Below are 20,929 nucleotides of genomic sequence, written 5' to 3' on the forward strand. Positions count from 1 at the left end.
ACTCCCCGATGTACAAGAACATTAAGGGAACACAGGCTGCAGGATTTCTAGGTGAGCCTATTGGCGCTTCGCCTCGATCCCGTCCCAGATTTTTCCGGCGACATCCGGGCCGCCCAACGCGGCAATCGCCCGAATTCCGGTCGGCGAGGTAACGTTGATTTCGGTGAGCAAGCCGTCGATGACGTCAATTCCGACAAACAACAGACCGCGCTCGCGCAGCGCCGGACCGATGCGTTTACAAATCTCGCTCTCGCGGGGAGAGAGATCGGTTGCCCGCGCCGCACCGCCGCGCACCATGTTGGAGCGCAGATCGTCAGCGGCAGGCACGCGATTGACAGCACCTGCGAATTCGCCGTCGACGAGGATGATGCGCTTGTCGCCCTGTTTGACCTCGGGCAGGAATCGCTGGATCACCCACGGCTCGCGAAACGTCACCGAGAACATGTCGAACAGCGATCCGAAGTTCATGTCTTGCGGCGTAACGCGAAACACTGCGGCTCCGCCGTGACCATGCAGCGGCTTCATGACCACCGCACCATGCTCGTCACGAAACGAATTGATCTCGTCGAGATTGCGCGAAATCAACGTTGGCGGCATCAACTCCGGAAAATCCATCACGAACAGCTTTTCCGGCGCATTGCGCACGCTTGCCGGATCGTTGACCACGAGCGTCTTCGGATGAATGCGCTCGAGCAAGTGAGTACTCGTGACGTAGGCGAGATCGAACGGAGGGTCCTGGCGCAGCAATACGACGTCGAAGGATTCTAGGTAAGCACGCGCCGCTTCACCGAGCGTATAATGGTCGCCCTCCTGATCCCGAACGGTCAACGGCTGGACCGACGCAACCACGTCCTTGCCGCGAAGCGATAACTTATCCGGCGTGTAGTATGAGATTTCGTGGCCGCGTCGCTGTGCCTCCAGCAGCAGCGCAAAGGTCGAATCGCCGCGAACGTTGATGCGCGCGATCGGGTCCATCTGAACGGCGACTTTCAGTTTCATCTTGTTGGTCCGGGTTGTGTCAATGCGGAAAGCGTCTGAATACGTCAGGCTATTGTGCTGGCGTCGAATGCACCTAACAGATGACGCGGCAGACGTCGTGGCGCAATCAGCATGGCGTCAAAGCGGAATTCGAAAGTCGCATGTTCGGGGTGCGCCATCAGCCAGGCTTGGGCTGCGTTGATGATCCGCTGTTGTTGTCTTTGCGTCACTGCATAGGCAGCCTCATCGAGGCTGCGACGGGCTTTGACTTCGACGAAAGCGAGAAGTTGCCGCCGGCGGGCCACGATATCGATCTCGCCATGAGGCGTGCGAAACCGGCGTGCCAAAATCCGGTAGCCCTTGGCGATCAGATAGGCTGCGGCGAGACTTTCCGCCGAAAGACCGGTACGAAACGCCGCGACGCGCTCGGGCGCCGCCGCCTCTGGGCCGTTTCGGGAGCGGTCCTTACAGGCTGCCATTGTTGTCACTGTCCCTCATCTGTCCGGCGAGCTCAAGCGCGCGAGCATAGACTTGACGTCGGGGGAGGCCCGAGATTTCGACCGCGTGAGCCACGCTGTCTTTGACGCTGCTCTCCTTCAACAACGTCAGCAGCAGATCGTCCAGCTGGTCGGAGGACATCGTGCCTGCATCAGCCGTTGGTGGTCCGACGACCAGGACGAATTCGCCCCGCGTTTCCAGCGTTTCGGCTCCTTGCGCGAACTCCGTGAGGGTCGCGCGGCGGATATCCTCGTGCAGCTTTGTCAGTTCGCGGCAGATCGCGGCGTCGCGATTGCCGAGGATGGCCGCGAGGTCGTGCAAGGAATCCCGGATACGACTGCCGGACTCGAACATGACCAGCGTGGCATCGATCCTTGCGAGTTCGGCAAGGCGCGTGCGGCGCGCGACCTCCTTTGCCGGCAGAAACCCCTCGAAGAAGAACCGGTCCGTCGGCAGCGCTGCTATGGACAGCGCCGCTAGCACCGAAGATGGTCCCGGAACCGCGATCACCTGATGACCAGCGGCACACGCTTCACGCACCAGCTTGAAGCCCGGATCGGAAATCAGTGGTGTGCCGGCATCGGAGACTAGGGCGATGGAGGCGCCTTGTGCCAGCTGCGCCAGGATTTTCGGCCGCGCTGTCGCAGCATTATGCTCGTGGTAAGGCTTGAGCACGCCTGTAATCGCGTAGCGTTCGGTGAGGCGGCGGGTGATGCGGGTGTCCTCGCAGGCGATGATATTGACGCCTGCGAGGGTCTCAAGCGCCCGTAAGGTGATATCTCCGAGATGACCGATCGGCGTAGCGACCAGGTGAAGACCGGGCGCGGCCGTCGGGGCAACCAGTTGATGGCCCGCTATGGAAAAGGTCCGGGTCCCCGGGGTTTCGATGTCCGATTTCAGAGAGGCGGGTTTTGCACGCATACTGCGACATTCTATAACATTTTCGAGAAAATGAGTTCGGCCCGTGTCAAGAAGCGTCTTCGGTGCCGGAGCCGGATAACACGAAGATTGCGTGCGAACGGATCCGTCCCATGCTTTCCGATGTTCCGCGGCACCCAAGGTTGGGTATGGAGCTAAATTCGGGGCGGACACGATCCGTTTGTTTTGGTTAACTGGCGGCATCGGCAATATGGCTGATTCTGCGGGGCTTGTGCCCGGACCTGTCCGGAATGGGTGCACTGCAAGGATAATGATGAAGGATCCCTTCGAACCGAAATCTGAGCGCCAGGGAGCGACTCGGCGAGCCGCGCTGGGCCTTGTCATCGGCGCGCCTCTGCTTGGCGCCTGCTCGGGCGTCCAGCAAACGCTGACGAACAATTTTTCCAGTTCCCCCGGTTCTTCTCCGCAGCCAGAGGCAGCCGGTCCGCCTCAGCAGGCAGCTACAATCGGTACGGGTCAGGTCAAGGTCGGTTTGATCCTTCCGTTGTCGGCCGCAGGCAATGCGAGCGTTGCGGCGCAGTCGATGAAAAACGCGGCCGAGATGGCGCTGTCTGAATTTCAGAACCCGAATGTCCAATTGCTGGTCAAGGACGCAGCCGGCACGGCGCAGCGTGCGCAACAGGGAGCGCAACAAGCGCTCGATGAAGGAGCCGAAATCATTCTCGGTCCGCTGTTCGCAGCATCTGTTCCGGCGGTTGCTCAGGCGGCGCGGACACGCGGCACGTCGGTGATTGCGTTCTCGACTGATTCGAGCGTGGCGGGCCGGGGCGTCTATCTTCTGAGTTTTCTCCCTGAATCGGACGTCAACCGGATCGTCGAATATGCCACCAGCACCGGAAAGCGCTCGTTTGCCGCCTTGGTGCCCGAAAATGCGTATGGCAATGTCGTCGAGGCGGCCTTCAAACAGACAGTTGGTCATCGCGGCGGGCGTATCGTCGCATTCGAGAAATATGGCGCCGATCGCGCCAGTGCGGCACGGAAGGTGGCGCAGTCGCTCCGCTCGGCTGATGCGCTGCTGATCGCCGATGACGGCGATGCGGTGGTTTCGGTCGTTGACGCGCTCGCCGCGGCGGGTGCGAATCTGCGCAATGTCCAGCTTCTGGGTACCGGTCTGTGGGACAATCCTCGCGTATTCGCCAGCGCGTCGCTGCAGGGCGGCCTCTATGCCGCCCCTGATCCATCCGGTTTCCGCAGCTTCGCAGGGCGCTACCGCGCCAAGTATGGCGGCGATCCGGTACGTACGGCCACCCTTGCCTATGACGCCGTCGCGCTGGTGGCGGCTCTTGCTCGCACCCAAGGCCCGCAGCGCTTCGCGGCCGAGACGCTGACCAATGCGTCAGGCTTCGCAGGCATCGACGGTCTGTTTCGGTTCCGTTCCGACGGCACCAACCAGCGGGGCCTCGCCGTCATGCGAGTCGCATCCGGCGGCGGCCAACCGGCGGCAGGTTCGCCAAAAAGTTTTGGCGCCTGATCTGTAGCCCGCGTCGTCAGATCACGATGATTTTGGATCGATTCGATCCAAAATCATGACGTGATTGGTTCCAAATATTTGAGACACGGGATGCGGGCGGAAAACCGCACCACACTTTCCTCTTCCCGCTCTACGCGGCGAGATCGGCCACCACGGCATCCAGGAGGGGAAAGCCATCCTGCGTGACGCGCAGGCGGCCCTCGGTGCTGATTGTGATCGCACCTTCGTCACGGAGGATTGCGATTCGCCGCGGATCAAGAGGGCGGCCCGATAGCGCCGCGTAGCGCTGCGGATCGATGCCCTCGCGCAAGCGCAGTCCCATGAGCAGGAATTCGTCGGCGCGTTCTTCGCTGTTCAGCAGATCGTCGGCGACGATTCCATTGCCGATCGCCTCGACCCGCATGAGCCAGGCTTCCGGCCGCTTTTCCGTGGCGACGGCATGCCTGATGCCGTCGATGTCGAGGCGACCGTGCGCTCCGGGTCCGATTCCCGCATATTCCTGGCCGCGCCAGTAAAGCAGGTTGTGCCGGCATTCCGCGCCGGGCAGCGCATGATTTGAGATCTCGTAGGCTGGCAGGCCGTGACGCGTGCAAACGTCCTGCGTGACGTCGTACAGCGCGCGCGCAATCGCTTCGTCGGGGGTCCTGAGTTTTCCGGCTGCGTGCAGGTCGAAAAACGGCGTACCCTCCTCGATAGTCAACTGGTAGAGCGACAGATGCTCCGCCGCTTCCGAGATCGCCTGCCGCAGTTCCTCGGTCCACATCGCTGGCGTCTGGCCGGGTCGCGCGTAAATCAGATCGAAGGAATAGCGATCGAAGACGGAGCGTGCGATCGCCACCGCCTCCAGCGCTTCGTGCGCGGTATGCAGGCGTCCGAGAGCCTTTAGCGAGGAATCGTCGAGCGCCTGCACGCCGAGCGACACGCGGTTGACGCCCGCTGCGCGATAGCCGCGGAATCGCGTGGCCTCGACGCTGGTCGGATTGGCTTCCAGCGTGACCTCGACGTCATCAGCGACGCCCCAATATTTTCCGATTGCGTCGAGGATCGCGCCAACGGTCTGCGGCCGCATCAAGGACGGGGTACCACCGCCGAAGAAAATGGAGGACACCTCCCGGCCGCGCGCGCGTGCGGCGGTGGTCTCGATCTCGCGCTTGAAAGCACGAACGAAGCGCTCTTCATCGATCGGCGCGTGGCGGACATGACTGTTGAAATCGCAATACGGGCATTTCGACAGGCAAAACGGCCAGTGCACATAGATGCCGAAGGCAGTGGTCGGATCAGCGCCGATCAAGAGCAATCTCCGCCAGCTTCACGAACGCGCGGGCGCGATGCGACAGGCCAAGGCCGCGCGGCGGAAGCCCGTGCTTTTCAATGCCCGTCATCTCGCCGAAGGTGCGCGTATGTCCGTCCGGGAGGAACGCAGGATCATAGCCAAATCCGGCCGTGCCCCGCGGCGGCCATACCAGCGTGCCGTCGACTCGTCCTTCGACTTCCTGGAGATGGCCGTCCGGCCACGCGACGCAGAGCGCCGAAACGAAGTGAGCCTTGCGCTTGTCCGCGCTCGTCGCGCCGCGCTCCTGCAGCAGGCGCTCGATCCGCGTCATCGCAACGGAGAAATCCTTGGTCTCGCCGGCCCAGCGCGCGGAATAGATGCCCGGCGCACCGTCAAGTGCGTCGACCACGAGGCCGGAATCGTCGGCAAAAGCCGGAAGCTTTGCGCTCAGGGCCGCAGCGGTCGCCTTGATCCGAGCATTGGCGCGGAAATCATCGCCTGTTTCCTCAGGCTCGCTGAGACCGAGCTCGCCTGCGGAGATTGCCTCGACGCCATACGGCGCAAGTAGCTCGCGCATCTCGGCGAGCTTGCCGGGATTGTGGGTGGCGATCACGAGCTTGCCGGCGATCCGACGATTCATGGCCGATCCTAGAGCCATTTCGACTTTGACGGAATTCAAAGTCAGGCTCCGGTTTCTTGTGTTGACGCAGTTTCTTGACGCGAACCGCTACCCACTCTGCTCGAAAACGCTATTGGAGGAGCATCCCGCGGAGCGCTCGCAGAACGAATCACGCCAACGCCATTTTCTGCAAATCCACCAGCCGTGCGACTCCTTTTTTCGCCAGCGCCATGAGCGCAAAAAATTCGTCGTCGGAAAAAGGTGTCTTCTCGGCGGTTCCCTGCACCTCGATGATGCGTCCCTCGCCGGTCATCACGAAGTTTGCATCGGTGTCGGCTTCCGAATCTTCTGCATAGTCCAGATCGAGGACGGGCGTGCCATTGTAGATACCGCATGAGATCGCTGCGACATTGTCTCGAAGCACGCTGTCTCGAAGCACGCTGGCCTTGAGCATGTTGCGGGCCTTCATCCAGTTGACGCAGTCGGCTAACGCGACCCATGCGCCGGTAATCGATGCGGTGCGCGTGCCGCCATCGGCCTGAATGACGTCGCAATCGACTGTGATCTGGCGTTCGCCGAGCGCCTCGAGATCGATTGCGGCACGCAAGGAGCGGCCGATCAGGCGCTGGATTTCGACGGTCCGGCCGCCTTGCTTGCCGGCGGAGGCCTCGCGCCGGGTTCGCTCCAGCGTGGCGCGCGGCAGCATTCCGTATTCGGCCGTCACCCAGCCCCGGCCCTGGCCCTTGAGCCACGGCGGCAGCCGCTCCTCTAGCGTCGCGGTGACCAGCACATGGGTATCCCCGAATTTCACCATGCAGGAGCCTTCGGCGTATTTGACCACGCCACGTTCCAGCGACACGGCGCGCAGTTCATCCGGTGCACGGCGGCTAGGCCGCATGGGAACCCTCCAGCTATTCTATGAAAATCGTCGTGCCGTGCTTTTAGGGGTGAGGAGCCGCACCGGCAAGGGTCAGAACTGCGATTGCCAAAGGCGGCTTGTAACTGGTGCGCCGGAGAGACAAACTAGATCCGGTCCCAGGCGCAACAGTCATTATACGCGGGAGATATCGTTGGCCCATCACGATCCGATCGGTCTGATTGCGCCGAACGCCGGGCTTGCCCAGTTGAACGAGCGGTCACGCGACATTTTTCGGCAGATCGTCGAAAGCTACCTTGCAACGGGCGAACCGGTGGGTTCCCGCAACGTTTCCCGCCTCATCGCGGTGCCGCTCTCGCCAGCGTCGGTCCGCAATGTGATGTCGGACCTCGAACAGCTCGGGCTGATTTATGCACCGCATACCTCAGCCGGCCGCTTGCCGACCGAGCTCGGCCTGCGGTTCTTTGTCGATGCCTTGATGCAGGTCGGCGATCTGACCGAGCCGGAGCGCCAGTCGATCCAGACTCAACTCGCGTCGGTGGGCAAGGCGCAATCGGTCGAGGCTGCATTGGGCGAGGCCTTGACACGGCTGTCCGGATTGACCCGGGCGGCGGCAGTGGTTCTGACGGCGAAATCCAATGTACGGTTGAAGCATATCGAGTTCGTCAGGCTGGAGCCCGACAAGGCGTTGGTCGTGCTGGTCGCCGAAGACGGGCAGGTCGAAAACCGCGTGCTGACGCTCCCCTCCGGCGTCCCGGCTTCGGCGCTGACGGAGGCGTCAAACTTTCTGAACGCTCGAATTCGCGGCCGGACGCTGGCCGAGGCAGGGCTCGAGCTTGAAACCGCGTTGACGCAGAGCAAGGCGGAGCTCGACCAGCTCACACAAAAGATCATCGCGGCAGGAATTGCGAGTTGGTCTGGCGGCGACAGCGACGACCGGCAATTGATCGTGCGCGGCCATGCCAACCTGCTCGGAGATTTGCATGCGATGGAGGACCTTGAGCGCGTGCGGCTGCTGTTCGACGACCTCGAAACCAAGCGCGGCGTGATCGATCTGCTTGGCCGCGCCGAACGCGCCGACGGCGTAAGGATCTTTATCGGTTCGGAGAACAAGCTGTTCTCGCTGTCCGGATCCTCGACGATCATCGCGCCCTACAGCGACGGCGCCGGCCACATCGTCGGCGTTCTCGGAGTGATCGGACCGACCCGGCTGAACTACGCGCGCGTGATCCCGATGGTGGATTACGCGGCCCGCATTGTCAGCCAGATGCTCGGCGGCTGAGCCCGCCCGCCGCCCTGTGCTTGATTTTTACGCCTGAAGCACGATATCCCGCACGACCATCCCTTTTAATTCGAGACCATGTGCAAGAAGGCTGTGTAATGACCGATTCCGACGGCAAATCAAACAATTCCGGCGATCCGGTTCCGGAGGCCGAGCCAGTGGTATCCAAGCCTTACATTATGCCCGACGATCCCGAGGAGGGGGCGGTTGAAGCGCTGACCAAGGAAGTCGCGGACGCCAAGGACCGGATGCTGCGTACGTTGGCGGAAATGGAAAACCTGCGCAAGCGCACCGCGCGGGAGGTGTCGGACGCGCGGACCTACGGCATCTCGGGGTTCGCTCGCGACGTGCTGGATATTGCCGACAATCTGCAACGCGCGCTTGATGCGGTGTCCGCCGAGGCACGCGCGGCCGCCGACCCCGGACTCAAAGCCCTGATCGAGGGCGTGGAGTTGACCGAACGCTCGCTGCACAACGCGCTGGAAAAACACGGTGTGAAGAGGTTCGATCCGGCTGGCGAAAAATTCGATCCGAACGTCCATCAGGCCATGTACGAAGTTCCCGATTCGTCCATCCCCGTCGGCACGGTCGCGCAGGTCATTCAGGCCGGCTACATGATCGGTGAGCGGATATTGCGTCCGGCGCTGGTAGGTGTTGCGAAGGGCGGAGCCAAGGCAGCCGCGTCCGAATGAATCCGCCCGTTCGCGGGCTTACCAATATTATGTCCTCGGGCTTGAATGCGAGAATCAAAGACCACTGGCCGATATTGGTTGCTGGTCGAGTTTTGAATTCGACATTCACGCCCGGGACGCGCGGCTAGGTGGGTCGCGAATGTCAAATTCACTCCACTAGCGCGGCCGGATACCGTCACGAACCGCGCGGAAGCGCGAAAAAGCTTCAGACCACCCATCCCGCGGCGTACTTCCGATCAGACGCATTGCCGTTTTCCCGCTGCCAAACACCAGCCACTGCACGACCGTCACTGGCGTATTCGTTCGTGTGTTCGTGCCGTCGATCCGCGTTTCAAAGCCGGGCGATCCGTTGATCCGCATCGACTCCGACATGGTGATACGTCCCTCACGGAGGTTCGGGATTGTGGCTGCGATGTCGCGTGCAAATCTGTCCCGATCGTCCGGTCGTTCAGGGACCGAACCGATCGGGCTGATAATCATAAAGGCTTTGCTGTCGATGTCGTTTTCCGCTTCTGCGTCGGAAAGCAGGATAACTGCTCCTGGTGCCAGCGTGCGGATCAATTTGAAGGAGCTCAATTCGCTCAGCTTGAAGGGCAGCAGGCCGAGTTGCTCCTCGACCGGTACGTCCTTGCGCAAGGCGACCGTTGCGAACATCTTTCGCACCGCTTCATCGGAATAGATCTTTCCGACGTTCTCTGGCACCTGCGCTGCGACGTATCCGGAAAATGTGCCGCCCGAAATCACCATTGAATAGCGCCGGACATTGTCGTCGCCGTTCTTGGCCGCCTCGACGATGAAATAACCCTGTCCGCTCGCGGTCTCGAGGCCTTGTGGCTTCTGGCCTCGAGGGTCGGCCACGTTCGATTTGGCGACGTTTTCCACGTCTCTGAAGGCGGTGACGGGGAGTTCGGCGACGATGACCTTGACCCGCTGATCCGCGGTTTCGAAACCCGGAAATGTCTTTGCCGGGGTCAGACCTATCAGCGGAACCAGCCCGATCCGGCTGCCCGGCGCATAGACCACGTCGTCGGCGAGGGCCGAATTTGCGCTGCCCAATATGCAAAGAGCGATCAATACGTGCAGAAGGTGTCTCATGCGCGCTTATTGGATTTGCATTAAGGCCGTTCAATGATCGCCAGGCCGGCGGTTCTGGAAGGAGATTTGACTGCCGCCTCAAGCGCATGATTCGTCGGCAATCGGCCGAACCTCTCGTCGCTGTTGTGCGGCGGCCTACCACCGTTTTGATTATGAGGCCAAGGTGTCCGGTGAGGCTGGGTTAATTATCTGCTTATTCGGGCCGTCCCTGGCTGTCCGGGATTGCAAAAGAATTGCGTTTTCATCCGGTGGAGAGTGGTCTGGTCCTTGCAGCCCCCACCCCCCCTCCTATATGAGGCTCACCGTCGCTAATCGCGAGTAATTGATATCTGGGGGTCTGGATGAGGGTGCCGTCAGGGCCTGGCCGGACTGCCGCAACAAGAAGGATATGAGGACCATGGGAAAGGTCATTGGGATCGACCTCGGCACCACGAATTCGTGCGTGGCGGTAATGGACGGCAAGACGCCGAAAGTCATCGAAAACGCGGAAGGGATGCGGACTACGCCGTCCATCGTTGCCTTTAGCGACGATGGCGAGCGTCTCGTCGGGCAGCCGGCCAAGCGCCAGGCTGTGACTAATCCCGAGCGGACCATTTTCGCAGTCAAGCGTCTGATCGGCCGGCGGTACGACGACCCCACGGTTGAAAAGGACAAGAAGCTTGTCCCTTACAAGATCTCGAAAGCCGGCAACGGCGACGCCTGGGTCGAGGCCGACGGCAAGACCTATTCGCCGTCGCAGATTTCAGCCTTCACGCTTCAAAAGATGAAGGAAACCGCCGAGGCTCATCTCGGTCAGAAGGTTGATCAGGCTGTCATTACAGTTCCTGCCTATTTCAACGACGCGCAACGCCAGGCGACCAAGGACGCCGGCAAGATCGCGGGCCTCGAAGTGCTGCGCATCATCAACGAGCCGACTGCGGCCGCGCTTGCTTATGGCCTCGACAAGTCGAAGGCCGGCACCATCGCTGTGTACGACCTGGGCGGCGGCACCTTCGACGTGTCGATCCTCGAGATCGGCGACGGCGTGTTTGAGGTGAAGTCGACCAACGGCGATACGTTCCTGGGCGGCGAAGACTTCGACATGCGCCTGGTCAACTATCTGGCTGACGAATTCCAGAAGGAGCAGGGCATCAACCTGCGCAACGACAAGCTGGCCTTGCAGCGGCTGAAGGAAGCCGCCGAGAAGGCCAAGATCGAGCTGTCGTCGACCACGCAGACCGAAATCAACCTGCCATTCATCACCGCTGACCAGTCAGGTCCGAAGCATCTGACGATGAAGCTTACCCGCGCCAAATTCGAGGCGCTGGTCGACGATCTGGTTCAGAAGACGATCGAGCCGTGCCGCAAGGCGCTGAAGGATGCCGGCCTGACGGCGGGCGAGATCGGCGAAGTGGTGCTGGTCGGTGGCATGACCCGCATGCCGAAGGTCCAGGAAGTCGTCAAGCAGTTGTTCGGCAAGGAGCCGCACAAGGGCGTCAACCCGGACGAGGTTGTCGCGATCGGCGCGGCGATTCAGGCCGGCGTGCTGCAGGGCGACGTCAAGGACGTGCTGCTGCTTGACGTCACGCCGCTGTCGCTCGGCATCGAGACGCTGGGCGGCGTGTTCACCCGCATCATCGATCGCAACACCACGATCCCGACCAAGAAGAGCCAGGTGTTCTCAACAGCCGAGGACAACCAGAATGCCGTCACCATCCGCGTTTTCCAGGGCGAGCGTGAAATGGCGGCCGACAACAAGGTTCTCGGCCAGTTCGATCTGATGGGCATTCCGCCCGCTCCGCGCGGCATGCCGCAGATCGAGGTGACGTTCGACATCGACGCCAACGGCATCGTCAACGTCTCGGCGAAGGACAAGGCGACCGGCAAGGAACAGCAGATCCGCATCCAGGCCTCGGGAGGTTTGTCGGAGGCCGACATCGAGAAGATGGTCAAGGACGCGGAAGTGAACGCAGCCGAGGACAAAAAGCGACGCGAGTCCGTCGACGCCAAGAACCACGCCGACAGTCTGGTGCACTCGACCGAGAAGGCTCTCGCCGAGCACGGCTCGAAGATCGAGGAAAGTGAGCGCCGCTCCATCGAGGATGCCGTCAGCGATCTGAAGGAGGCGCTGAAGGGCGACGACGCAGAGGCGATCAAGACCAAAACCAACACGTTGGCGCAGGTATCTATGAAACTCGGCGAGGCCATGTACAAACAGCAGGCGGAGGCCGATGCGGCCAAGGACGCCGCGAAGGACGATGTCGTCGATGCGGAGTTTACCGAAGTCGACGACGACAAGAACAAGAAGTCTGCTTAAACGGCAGGTATGACCATGGCCCCGGCCCCCAAGGAGTGCGCAGCGCGTCTCGGAGGACGGGGTCATGTTTGTTTAGGTGGGACGCTGCATCCAGCGACAAGCGAATTTCTGACGCGTTTTCCGGGATAAAACGACGTTCGGGCGGAATGGACTGATGTCGACCAAGCGCTGTTACTACGAAACCCTTGAGGTCGAGCGGAGTGCGGACGACACCAAACTCAAGGCGGCCTTCCGCAAGCTGGCGATGAAATGGCACCCGGACAGGAATCCGGGCGATTCGTCCAGTGAGATGCGTTTCAAAGAAATCAATGAAGCCTATGAAGTTCTGAAGGACGGCAACAAGCGGGCGGCTTACGACCGCTTCGGTCATGCCGCGTTCGAGCAGGGCGGCATGGGTGGCGGTGGCCCCGGGTTCGGAGCCGGCTTCGCCTCATCATTCTCTGACATCTTCGAGGACTTGTTTGGAATGGCCGGCCAGCGCGGTCGTACCGGCGGTCGCGAACGAGGCGGAGATCTTCGATACAACATGGAGATCACGCTGGAGGAGGCTTTTCAGGGTAAGACTGCTCAGGTCGAAATCCCAGTCTCGGTGACTTGCGAATCCTGCTCAGGCACGGGCGCCAAGGCCGGGACCAAGCCGAAGAACTGTTCGATGTGCGGCGGTGCTGGCCGGATCCGCCAAGCCCAGGGTTTCTTCACGCTGGAGCGCACCTGTCCTGGCTGTCAGGGGCGGGGCCAGATGATTGAGGATCCCTGTCCGTCCTGCGGTGGGTCAGGTCGTGTCAACCGGGAACGCTCGCTATCGGTCAATATTCCCGCCGGCGTCGAGGATGGCACCCGCATTCGTCTGGCCGGCGAGGGTGAGGCGGGAATTCGTGGCGGCCCCCCGGGCGATCTCTACATTTTCCTCTCGCTGGCCCCGCATGAGTTCTTCCAGCGAGACGGTGCCGATCTGCATTGTCGCGTTCCGATCTCAATGGTTACTGCCGCGCTTGGTGGAGAACTTGAGGTGCCGACCATCGACAAAAGCAAGACCAAGGTGAGGGTGCCGTCTGGGACCCAGTCAGGCCGACGTTTCCGCGTTGCAACAAAGGGGATGCCAGTGCTGCGCTCCCGTCAGACCGGCGACATGTATGTGCAGATGGTGGTCGAAACGCCGCAAAATCTGACCAAGAGGCAACAGGATCTCTTGGCCGAGTTCGAAAAGCTATCTTCGGGTGAGACTCAACCCGAGACGGCAGGTTTCTTCACTAAGGTCAAAGACTTCTTCGGCACTCGCGCCACTCCGTAATGACCGTTTTGCTTGACCGTGTCGATTGTCGGTTGTACCTGTGTATAACTTAAGCCTGACTTCCTGCCAGTAGTGACCCACCTGGGTGCGAAATGCCTTTGCAATTGTCCGCGCGTGCGTCGAAGAAACCCCTTCGTCTTGACGACGAGGTACGCTTTCTCCGCTCGTGGATTGAAAAGCCGCTCCATATGGGTGCCGTCATGCCGTCCGGCCGCATCCTGGCACGCACGATGGCGCAGTATGTCGATGTCGGATCGTCCGATCCGGTCATCGAACTGGGACCGGGGACCGGTGCGATCACCAACGCGCTGATTGAGCACGGCGTCGATCAGAAGCGGTTGGTGTTGGTTGAATACGATCCTGGTTTTTGTGCGCTACTTCGCGACCGCTACCCGCAGGCAACGGTTGTGCAGGGTGATGCCTATACGTTGCGAGATTCGCTGTGGAACGTGCTGAGCGCTCGCGCCTCGGCGATTGTCTCCGGGCTGCCGCTTGTCACCAAGCCGATGTTGACCCGGCTCAAATTGATCCGGGACGCCTTCGCGACGCTCGCTCCCGGCGCCCCGTTCGTGCAGTTCACCTATTCGGTCGTCCCTCCCATTCCCAAATCTCTCCCCGGTATTTCGACCGAAGCGTCCGAGCGGATTTGGATGAACCTCCCTCCTGCACGCGTCTGGGTATATCGCAAGCGCTGATGAGCTCGTGTGGTGGTTCAGAAGTTCGCTATTTTTTCTCTGCGAGTGCTTCGAGCGAACCTCTGAACCCAAACCACAAGATAGCGTTTTCGAGCGAAGGGATCCGGTTCGCGGGAAGAAAACGCGTCTAATCAATAGACGGAGTCTTTCACCGTTTCCGTGAAACGGGGAAAGAGAATTATGAACGTGCTAACGCCCTTTCGAATCTGAAGCCCGCTCTGGAAGGCGCCGCACAATGAGGCAAACTTCAGATTCAGGGCACGAGCGCGGCGGCTGGTGTCCCTGCAATGCGATCGACAGTTCTGTTCGCACCGAAAATTCTCATCATTCCCGGCTCGCTTCGCACCGGCTCGCAGAATGCAAGGCTTGCCGCCGTCGTAGCCGAGGAATTTGTTCGAGCCGATGTCGAGGTCACCCGAATTTCGCTTGGAGACTTCCCGCTGCCGATCTACGACGCCGATCTACAGGCAAATTCCGGCGTGCCCGCAAGCGCCATCAACCTCAAGCAGATGATCGGGGCGCATCATGGGATTCTTATCGTGACGCCCGAATACAACGCCTCGCTGCCGCCATTGCTCAAGAATGCGATCGACTGGATATCATGCGTACAAAGTCCGCATGAAGCACGCGGTCAGGTTTTCCATGAACGCGCGTTCGCGATCGCCTCGGCCTCCGCGGGCCGGTTTGGCGGCGCAAGATGTCTGGCTCAGTTGCGTCTGATACTTACGGCGTGCGGGGCGATGGTGATTCCTAATCAGCTCGCGCTGTCGTTCGCCGGCGAAGCCTATGACGATATGGAACGGTTGAAGCGTTCGGCGGATGCGGATGCGCTGAAAAAGATGGTACGCCAGTTGATCACCATCGCCGGGGATATGCGATGAGGCCGCGCCTGATGTGAGGCACTGCGCTGATGTAGACCTGATCGGTTGCCGCGAAACGCAGCCCCCGCTATACCCGAAGAGCATTTGAGGAGTCGTGGCTGACATGCGTTTGATCGTTGCAGGAGCAGGCGGCCGGATGGGCCGCGCGCTGGTGCGCGCGATCGCGGAAACCGGTGACGCAGTGCTGGCCGGCGCGCTTGAGGCGCCCGGATCCGAGCTGATCGGGAAAGACGCCGCCGTCCTGGCCGGACTTCCCGCCAGCGGAATCGAAGTGTCGGCAGATCTCTGGTCTTTATCGGCAAATGCCGACGGTATTTTGGATTTTACGGTTCCGGCCGCGACCATCGCGAACGTTGCCGTCGCTGCCGAGCGGGGTCTGGTTCATGTCATCGGCACCACCGGACTCTCAGCGTCGGATATGGCGGTGATCCGAAGCGTGACCTCACGTACGGCGGTTGTGCAGTCGGGCAATATGAGTCTGGGCGTCAATCTGCTCGCCGCGCTGGTGAAGCGGATGGCGCAATCACTCGACGAGAGTTTCGATATTGAGATTCTCGAGATGCATCACAGAGCCAAGATCGACGCGCCTTCGGGCACCGCGTTGATGTTGGGACAGGCGGCGGCTGACGGCCGCAAGATCGGGCTGGATGAGCGCGCGGTACGCGGGCGAGATGGCCTGACCGGCGCCCGCAAAGCGGGCGACATCGGTTTTGCCTCGCTCCGTGGCGGCTCCGTGTCCGGAGATCACAGCGTCATCTTCGCGGGTCCGTATGAGCGCATAACGTTGTCGCATCACGCCGAAGACCGGATGATCTTTGCCCATGGTGCGTTGAAGGCCGCGAAGTGGGCGCGCGGCAAGGCGCCCGGGCTTTATTCAATGGCCGACGTGCTTGGGTTGGGCGTTTAGAATTTAAGAAACGGAGCAGGCAGAATGAGCGAACGTCTTCTGGTGCTCGTGCGTCACGGCCAGAGCGAATGGAATCTGAAAAATCTGTTCACTGGCTGGAAGGATCCGGATCTGACGGATCTTGGCGTGACTGAAGCGAAGGATGCAGGGCGCAAGCTGAAGGGGCAGGGCTTTGTTTTCGACGTTGCCTTTACCTCGACGTTGATCCGCGCAGAGCACACGCTCGACCTTGTGCTGAAGGAATTAGGCCAGACCGGAATTCCGATCAGGAAAGATCAGGCGCTGAATGAACGGGACTACGGCGATCTTTCGGGTCTCAATAAGGACGAGGCTCGTAAGAAATGGGGTGACGAACAGGTGCTGATCTGGCGCCGCTCGTATGACGTGCCTCCGCCCGGCGGCGAGAGCCTGAAAGATACGCTGGCGCGCACGCTGCCGTACTTCGTGCAGGAAATCCTGCCATGCGTCCTCCGTGGCGAGTGCACGCTCGTCGCGGCGCACGGCAATTCGCTGCGCGCGCTGGTCATGGTGCTGGAAAAATTGTCGCCGGAACAAATCCTCGCGCGCGAACTGGCAACCGGTGCGCCGGTGATCTATCGGCTCAATGCCGATGCGACAGTGGCCTCGAAACTTGATCTCGCAGCCTGATAAACTTCATTCTCGAGTCTTTTCGTCGCTTCACGGGACCAGTGAAAGACTCTAGCTTTTTGATTTGACGCATTTTCTTCACGCGAACCGGGACTCCCCTTCGCTCGAAAAGGCTATAGGCCGATCTGCCCGGCTTCCCACCCCAGCATTGCTTGCTTGCGGGTGAGTCCCCAGTGATACCCGGTCAGCGCGCCGCTTTTGCCGAGCACGCGATGGCAGGGCACAACGAATGATACGGGGTTCTTGCCGACGGCGGCGCCCACAGCGCGCGAGGCGTTCGGGCGATCGACATTGGCAGCAATGCTCGAATAGGTCGTGGCCTTTCCCATGGGAATCCTGAGCAGGGTCTGCCAGACCCGAACCTCGAAATCCGTCCCGATCAGAACCACACGCAGCGGCTGATCTGCTCGCCAGAGCCTCGTATCGAACACGCGCTGCGCCAGCGCACCGGTGCGACCGGCATCCTCAACATAGGTTGCATTGGGCCACCGCCGCTTCATGTCGGCAAGCGCGGTCTGCTCCTCGCCTGGGTCGGCGAAAGCGAGTCCGGCGAGTCCACGGTCGCTGGCAATCACGATCGCGATGCCGAAGGGCGAGGGATGAAAGCCGAAAGCGAGCTTCATGCCGGAGCCGCCGTTCTTCCATTGGCCGGGCGACATCGCTTCATGCGTGACGAACAGGTCATGCAGGCGCCCCGGACCTGACAGGCCGGAATCGAGGGCTGCGTCCAGCACGCTGGCGGAATTGCGCAACAGCCCCTTGGCGTGGTCGAGCGTCAGCGCCTGCATGAACAACTTCGGAGTCAGGCCTGCCCAGCGCCGGAACAGATGATGCAGTTCGTCGGACGTCACTCCAGCGGAGTCAGCCATCGCTGCGATGGGAGGCTGCGAGCGCCAGTTTTCCGAGATGAAGGCGATAGCTCGCCGTACGGCGTCGTAGTCGCGAAATGCGGCACCCGGCGCGTCCGTGATGCAAGAATCACTCGGAGCGAGATTTTTCGTGAGCGTCATCATGGCCAAGATGTAGAACGGCTGCCGTCTCGCAGCCACCCGATTTACCGCGGCCCTCAAGTCGCCAGATTGTAGGTCGGTCCGCGTTTTGCGAGTTGGAGCGCTGCTGATAAGGCTTTAACGAAACTCAACTTCTCGTCCGGACCAAGAAAACTTGCGATCGAGATCCGGCGGCCGCGCGAAACCAGATAAAGCCGCTCAATGCCATATTCCTCGTGGATTTTCTGGTCGAGATGCACCCACAGCGGATTGGAAACCCACTCGACGATGTGACCGCGGTGACTGGTGCGGCGCACCCGCAACTCATAATGGGTGATGGAGATTTCCTCGGTCGCTTGGGCGCGCCGGAAGCTGATGCGGAAAGCCCAGTAGATGGCGAGGACGTCGAGACCTAAAAAGCCGAACACCGGCCAGGCGCCCATCATCAGGAATATCATTCCCGCGACAAAGCTTCCCACGGCTACAATCGTCATCATCACAACAAATCCAGTTTGAGACAACGAGCGATGGGGCGTTAGCAGCGCTGAAAACAGCGTCTGTTCAGGTAACTTCGGACCAGCCTGTGTATGGTCTAATGTCATTGGAAATCCACTATACCACGATCATGTCCAAAAACACCCGCCGCACATTTTCAAGGCTGAAGCCCGCTGGCGCCGGGACCGACAAACCACCCTCGAACAGCCCTGCGGCGAATTCTCGGCAGCAAAAAACCACCGCGGCGAAATCTGAGCAGCCCGCGACGGCAAAAAAAAGGAAAACCGGAAAGCCGGCGGCACGCCAGACGGGGCCGACCTCCAAGGCCAAGCAGCCTTCCAGCGCGACGCAGGGATCCGCAGTGCTCCCGCCACCCCTTAAGCCCTGGACGCCAGCCGAAGTCCGTGAAGCCTTTGTGCGCTTCCGCAAAGCCAATCCCGAGCCCAAGGGCGAACTCGAGCACCTCAACCCCTACACGCTGCTCGTCGCCGTGGTGCTGTCGGCTCAGGCGACCGACTCCGGCGTCAACAAGGCCACTCGGGCGTTGTTCGCTATCGCCGACACGCCTGCCAGGATGCTGGCGCTCGGGGAGGAGAAGGTCCGCGACTATATCAAGACCATCGGGCTCTATCGCACCAAAGCGAGAAATATCATAGCGCTCTCCGAAAAACTGCTTGCGGAGTTTGATGGCGAGGTCCCGCACAGCCGGGCAGGGATCGAATCGTTGCCCGGCGCGGGACGCAAGACCGCCAATGTCGTGCTCAATATGGCCTTCGGGGAGCACACCATGGCGGTTGACACTCATGTTTTCCGCGTCGCCAATCGCACCGGTATGGCACCAGGCAAGACGCCTCTTGACGTCGAGCTTGGGCTCGAACGCGTCATCCCCGACCAATTTATGCTGCATGCGCATCACTGGCTGATCCTGCATGGACGCTACACTTGCCTAGCGCGATCACCGCGCTGCGCGGTGTGCCTAATCAATGACCTATGCCGTTGGCCCGAAAAGACGCTAGAGGGCTCCCGGTCATAATCGTCTGGTCCGGATGGCGCGGATACCTCCATCTTTAACAGTAACCGGGTACGCAGCGTTAGGTTCCCGTGAGTCCGACTCTGATGTCGCGTGCGTTTGCGAACAACGAAAAGGCCCCGGCGAGACCGGGGCCTTGACACGATGCGCCTCATTGCGAGCAAACGATGACGGACCAGGAGCGATCCAGATCCGTCACAAGGAAGCTGCGCTTATTTGGTGTCGGTGCGCTGTTTCAGAGCGGTGCCGAGAATGTCACCCAGCGTCGCGCCAGAGTCGGAAGAGCCATACTGCGCGATGGCTTCCTTCTCTTCGGCCACTTCGAGCGCCTTGATCGAGACCTGCACCTTGCGGGCCTTCTTGTCGAACTGGATGACACGGGCATCGACCTTTTCGCCGACGGCGAAACGCTCGCTGCGCTGGTCGTTGCGGTCCCGCGCCAGTTCCGAGCGCTTGATGAAGGTCTGGAACTCGGTGCCGGAAATCTGCACCTCGATGCCGCCGTCCTTGACCTCAAGCACCTCGCAGGTGACGACCGCGCCCTTCTTGACGTCGCCCGGTTCGGCAAACGGGTCGCCCTCAAGCTGCTTGACGCCAAGCGAGATGCGCTCCTTCTCGACATCGACGTCGAGCACGACGGCCTTGACCATGTCGCCGCGCTTGAAATTGTCGATGACCTGCTCGCCCGGCTGCTTCCAGTCGAGGTCGGAGAGGTGGACCATGCCGTCGACATCGCCCTCCAGGCCCAGGAACAGGCCGAACTCGGTCTTGTTCTTGACCTCGCCCTCCACGGTCGATCCGACCGGGTGCTTCTCGACGAATGCCTCCCAGGGATTGCGCATGGTCTGCTTGAGGCCGAGCGAGATGCGGCGCTTGACGCTGTCGACCTCGAGCACCTGCACCTCGACTTCCTGTGAGGTCGAGACAATCTTGCCCGGATGCATGTTCTTCTTGGTCCAGGACATTTCCGAGACGTGGATCAGACCCTCGATGCCCGGCTCCAGCTCCACGAAGGCGCCGTAATCGGTGATGTTGGTGACGCGGCCGGTGAAGCGGGAGTTCAGGGGATACTTCGCTTCGATGCCCTGCCAGGGATCGTCGAGCAGCTGCTTCATGCCGAGCGAGATGCGGTGGGTCTCGTGGTTGATCTTGATGATCTTGACCTTCACCGTCTGGCCGATCGCCAGCACTTCGGTCGGATGGTTGACGCGGCGCCAGGCGATGTCCGTGACATGGAGGAGGCCGTCGATGCCTCCAAGATCGACGAAGGCGCCATAGTCGGTGATGTTTTTCACCACGCCGTCGATCACCTGACCCTCTTCGAGGTTCTGCACCAACTCTTGTCGCTGTTCGGCGCGGGTCTCTTCCAGCACCGTGCGGCGGGAGACCACGATATTGCCGCGCCGGCGATCCATCTTGAGGATCTGGAACGGCTGCGTGTTGTTCATCAGCGGACCGACGTCGCGAATGGGACGGATATCCACCTGGGAGCGCGGCAGGAAGGCGACGGCGCCGTCCAGATCGACGGTGAAGCCGCCCTTGACCTGATTGAAGATGACGCCGTGCACCTTCTCGTTATTCTGGAATGCTTTTTCGAGCTTGCCCCAACTTTCCTCGCGGCGCGCTTTGTCGCGCGACAGCACGGCTTCGCCGAGCGCGTTCTCGATGCGATCAAGGAACACCTCGACCTCGTCGCCGACCTTCAGGGCGCTCTCGCGACCGGGTCCGGAGAATTCGCGCAGCGCCACGCGGCCTTCAGTCTTGAGGCCGACGTCGATGACGGCCATATCCTTCTCGATCGCGACCACCTTTCCCTTGATGACGGAGCTTTCCTGCAGGCTGCCGCCAGCGAAAGACTCATCGAGCATCGCGGCGAAATCGTCACGGGACGGATTGAGGGTATCAGTCGAAGCCATGTGTTCTCCAATGCGGGGTACTTGCCGGCCGTTCGGGTTGATGTGCGTTTCGCGCGG

Annotated in this window: 21 protein-coding genes; 10 read left to right on the forward strand and 11 right to left on the reverse strand. The window is 61.0% G+C overall.

The window, feature by feature from the left end; genetic code table 11:
* Window positions 1-57: 57 nt before the first annotated feature.
* Genes gshB through rsmI form a run of 3 tightly spaced genes read right to left on the reverse strand, consistent with a single transcriptional unit; the run spans window position 58 to window position 2,397 of the window.
* A complete protein-coding gene (gene gshB, locus GGQ85_RS03885) occupies window positions 58-999 on the reverse strand; it encodes a glutathione synthase (RefSeq protein ID WP_309773433.1) in 942 nt (313 codons plus the stop codon).
* 44 nt (window positions 1,000-1,043) lie between these two features.
* Window positions 1,044-1,457, reverse strand: coding sequence for a YraN family protein (locus GGQ85_RS03890; RefSeq protein ID WP_309773434.1), 414 nt, complete (start codon window positions 1,455-1,457; stop codon window positions 1,044-1,046).
* Window positions 1,444-2,397, reverse strand: coding sequence for a 16S rRNA (cytidine(1402)-2'-O)-methyltransferase (gene rsmI, locus GGQ85_RS03895; RefSeq protein ID WP_309773435.1), 954 nt, complete (start codon window positions 2,395-2,397; stop codon window positions 1,444-1,446). Before rsmI ends, GGQ85_RS03890 begins: the two co-directional genes overlap by 14 nt.
* 271 nt (window positions 2,398-2,668) lie before the next feature.
* Between rsmI and GGQ85_RS03900 the strand changes: the two genes are divergently transcribed.
* The gene (locus GGQ85_RS03900) at window positions 2,669-3,886 is read left to right on the forward strand and encodes a penicillin-binding protein activator (protein ID WP_309773436.1); all 1,218 of its coding nucleotides are present in this window, start codon (window positions 2,669-2,671) and stop codon (window positions 3,884-3,886) included.
* Window positions 3,887-4,016: 130 nt separating this feature from the next.
* Here GGQ85_RS03900 and hemW read toward each other — a convergent pair whose 3' ends face one another.
* From hemW to rph, 3 genes are all read right to left on the reverse strand, one after another.
* The gene (gene hemW, locus GGQ85_RS03905; RefSeq protein ID WP_309773437.1) at window positions 4,017-5,177 is read right to left on the reverse strand and encodes a radical SAM family heme chaperone HemW; all 1,161 of its coding nucleotides are present in this window, start codon (window positions 5,175-5,177) and stop codon (window positions 4,017-4,019) included.
* On the reverse strand, window positions 5,164-5,799 hold the full coding sequence (gene rdgB / locus GGQ85_RS03910) for an RdgB/HAM1 family non-canonical purine NTP pyrophosphatase (protein ID WP_079445207.1): 636 nt from the start codon (window positions 5,797-5,799) through the stop codon (window positions 5,164-5,166). The genes hemW and rdgB overlap by 14 nt, the downstream gene beginning before the upstream one ends.
* 148 nt (window positions 5,800-5,947) lie before the next feature.
* Window positions 5,948-6,676 carry a ribonuclease PH gene (gene rph / locus GGQ85_RS03915; protein WP_309773438.1) on the reverse strand — a complete coding sequence of 243 codons (729 nt, stop codon included), beginning with the start codon at window positions 6,674-6,676 and terminating at the stop codon, window positions 5,948-5,950.
* A gap of 172 nt (window positions 6,677-6,848) precedes the next feature.
* Here rph and hrcA point away from each other — a divergent pair, with 172 nt between their 5' ends.
* Both hrcA and grpE read left to right on the forward strand, forming a co-directional pair.
* On the forward strand, window positions 6,849-7,937 hold the full coding sequence (hrcA, locus tag GGQ85_RS03920) for a heat-inducible transcriptional repressor HrcA (protein WP_079445209.1): 1,089 nt from the start codon (window positions 6,849-6,851) through the stop codon (window positions 7,935-7,937).
* 98 nt (window positions 7,938-8,035) lie between these two features.
* Window positions 8,036-8,629, forward strand: coding sequence for a nucleotide exchange factor GrpE (gene grpE / locus GGQ85_RS03925; protein ID WP_309773439.1), 594 nt, complete (start codon window positions 8,036-8,038; stop codon window positions 8,627-8,629).
* Between the two features lie 156 nt (window positions 8,630-8,785).
* Here the strand turns inward: grpE and GGQ85_RS03930 are convergent, their stop codons facing one another.
* Window positions 8,786-9,724, reverse strand: coding sequence for a hypothetical protein (locus GGQ85_RS03930; RefSeq protein WP_309773440.1), 939 nt, complete (start codon window positions 9,722-9,724; stop codon window positions 8,786-8,788).
* Window positions 9,725-10,121: 397 nt separating this feature from the next.
* Here GGQ85_RS03930 and dnaK point away from each other — a divergent pair, with 397 nt between their 5' ends.
* From dnaK to GGQ85_RS03960, 6 genes are all read left to right on the forward strand, one after another.
* A complete protein-coding gene (gene dnaK, locus GGQ85_RS03935) occupies window positions 10,122-12,020 on the forward strand; it encodes a molecular chaperone DnaK (RefSeq protein WP_309773441.1) in 1,899 nt (632 codons plus the stop codon).
* Window positions 12,021-12,174: 154 nt separating this feature from the next.
* Window positions 12,175-13,311: a molecular chaperone DnaJ gene (dnaJ, locus tag GGQ85_RS03940; RefSeq protein ID WP_079445213.1), complete on the forward strand. Its 1,137-nt coding sequence runs from the start codon at window positions 12,175-12,177 to the stop codon at window positions 13,309-13,311.
* Window positions 13,312-13,403: 92 nt separating this feature from the next.
* A complete protein-coding gene (locus GGQ85_RS03945; protein WP_079445214.1) occupies window positions 13,404-14,006 on the forward strand; it encodes a class I SAM-dependent methyltransferase in 603 nt (200 codons plus the stop codon).
* Between the two features lie 302 nt (window positions 14,007-14,308).
* Window positions 14,309-14,887 (forward strand): NADPH-dependent FMN reductase, encoded by a 579-nt coding sequence (locus tag GGQ85_RS03950; RefSeq protein ID WP_079445291.1) that lies wholly within the window; start codon window positions 14,309-14,311, stop codon window positions 14,885-14,887.
* Window positions 14,888-14,981: 94 nt separating this feature from the next.
* On the forward strand, window positions 14,982-15,794 hold the full coding sequence (dapB, locus tag GGQ85_RS03955) for a 4-hydroxy-tetrahydrodipicolinate reductase (protein WP_079445215.1): 813 nt from the start codon (window positions 14,982-14,984) through the stop codon (window positions 15,792-15,794).
* 24 nt (window positions 15,795-15,818) lie between these two features.
* Window positions 15,819-16,442: a 2,3-bisphosphoglycerate-dependent phosphoglycerate mutase gene (locus GGQ85_RS03960; protein ID WP_309773442.1), complete on the forward strand. Its 624-nt coding sequence runs from the start codon at window positions 15,819-15,821 to the stop codon at window positions 16,440-16,442.
* A 113-nt stretch (window positions 16,443-16,555) separates the two neighbouring features.
* On the opposite strand, the gene GGQ85_RS03965 is transcribed toward GGQ85_RS03960, so the two are convergent.
* The 3 genes from GGQ85_RS03965 to GGQ85_RS21110 are packed head-to-tail and all read right to left on the reverse strand — an operon-like array spanning window position 16,556 to window position 18,256.
* Entirely contained in the window at window positions 16,556-17,455 is a 900-nt protein-coding gene (locus GGQ85_RS03965; RefSeq protein ID WP_309773472.1) for a methylated-DNA--[protein]-cysteine S-methyltransferase, read from the reverse strand.
* Between the two features lie 53 nt (window positions 17,456-17,508).
* The gene (locus GGQ85_RS03970; RefSeq protein ID WP_309773443.1) at window positions 17,509-18,033 is read right to left on the reverse strand and encodes a DUF2244 domain-containing protein; all 525 of its coding nucleotides are present in this window, start codon (window positions 18,031-18,033) and stop codon (window positions 17,509-17,511) included.
* Window positions 18,034-18,043: 10 nt separating this feature from the next.
* The gene (locus GGQ85_RS21110; RefSeq protein WP_510184770.1) at window positions 18,044-18,256 is read right to left on the reverse strand and encodes a hypothetical protein; all 213 of its coding nucleotides are present in this window, start codon (window positions 18,254-18,256) and stop codon (window positions 18,044-18,046) included.
* A gap of 31 nt (window positions 18,257-18,287) precedes the next feature.
* On the opposite strand from GGQ85_RS21110, the gene nth reads away from it, so the two are divergent.
* Window positions 18,288-18,959 (forward strand): endonuclease III, encoded by a 672-nt coding sequence (nth, locus tag GGQ85_RS03975; protein WP_510184771.1) that lies wholly within the window; start codon window positions 18,288-18,290, stop codon window positions 18,957-18,959.
* Window positions 18,960-19,168: 209 nt separating this feature from the next.
* Here the strand turns inward: nth and rpsA are convergent, their stop codons facing one another.
* Window positions 19,169-20,872 carry a 30S ribosomal protein S1 gene (rpsA, locus tag GGQ85_RS03980; RefSeq protein ID WP_079445218.1) on the reverse strand — a complete coding sequence of 568 codons (1,704 nt, stop codon included), beginning with the start codon at window positions 20,870-20,872 and terminating at the stop codon, window positions 19,169-19,171.
* Window positions 20,873-20,929: the final 57 nt, after the last annotated feature.

Origin of the sequence: Nitrobacter vulgaris (genome assembly GCF_031453995.1) — a bacterium.
Classification (GTDB): Bacteria; Pseudomonadota; Alphaproteobacteria; order Rhizobiales; family Xanthobacteraceae; genus Nitrobacter; species Nitrobacter vulgaris.

Excerpts from the sequence above, each read along its gene's own strand:
- gshB (WP_309773433.1), bottom strand. The coding sequence starts at position 999 with ATGAAACTGAAAGTCGCCGTTCAGATGGACCCGATCGCGCGCATCAAC.
- GGQ85_RS03890 (WP_309773434.1), bottom strand. The coding sequence starts at position 1,457 with ATGGCAGCCTGTAAGGACCGCTCCCGAAACGGCCCAGAGGCGGCGGCG.
- rsmI (WP_309773435.1), bottom strand. The coding sequence starts at position 2,397 with ATGCGTGCAAAACCCGCCTCTCTGAAATCGGACATCGAAACCCCGGGG.
- GGQ85_RS03900 (WP_309773436.1), top strand. The coding sequence starts at position 2,669 with ATGAAGGATCCCTTCGAACCGAAATCTGAGCGCCAGGGAGCGACTCGG.
- rdgB (WP_079445207.1), bottom strand. The coding sequence starts at position 5,799 with ATGAATCGTCGGATCGCCGGCAAGCTCGTGATCGCCACCCACAATCCC.
- rph (WP_309773438.1), bottom strand. The coding sequence starts at position 6,676 with ATGCGGCCTAGCCGCCGTGCACCGGATGAACTGCGCGCCGTGTCGCTG.
- grpE (WP_309773439.1), top strand. The coding sequence starts at position 8,036 with ATGACCGATTCCGACGGCAAATCAAACAATTCCGGCGATCCGGTTCCG.
- GGQ85_RS03930 (WP_309773440.1), bottom strand. The coding sequence starts at position 9,724 with ATGAGACACCTTCTGCACGTATTGATCGCTCTTTGCATATTGGGCAGC.
- dnaK (WP_309773441.1), top strand. The coding sequence starts at position 10,122 with ATGGGAAAGGTCATTGGGATCGACCTCGGCACCACGAATTCGTGCGTG.
- dnaJ (WP_079445213.1), top strand. The coding sequence starts at position 12,175 with ATGTCGACCAAGCGCTGTTACTACGAAACCCTTGAGGTCGAGCGGAGT.
- GGQ85_RS03945 (WP_079445214.1), top strand. The coding sequence starts at position 13,404 with ATGCCTTTGCAATTGTCCGCGCGTGCGTCGAAGAAACCCCTTCGTCTT.
- GGQ85_RS03960 (WP_309773442.1), top strand. The coding sequence starts at position 15,819 with ATGAGCGAACGTCTTCTGGTGCTCGTGCGTCACGGCCAGAGCGAATGG.
- GGQ85_RS03965 (WP_309773472.1), bottom strand. The coding sequence starts at position 17,455 with ATGATGACGCTCACGAAAAATCTCGCTCCGAGTGATTCTTGCATCACG.
- GGQ85_RS03970 (WP_309773443.1), bottom strand. The coding sequence starts at position 18,033 with ATGACATTAGACCATACACAGGCTGGTCCGAAGTTACCTGAACAGACG.
- rpsA (WP_079445218.1), bottom strand. The coding sequence starts at position 20,872 with ATGGCTTCGACTGATACCCTCAATCCGTCCCGTGACGATTTCGCCGCG.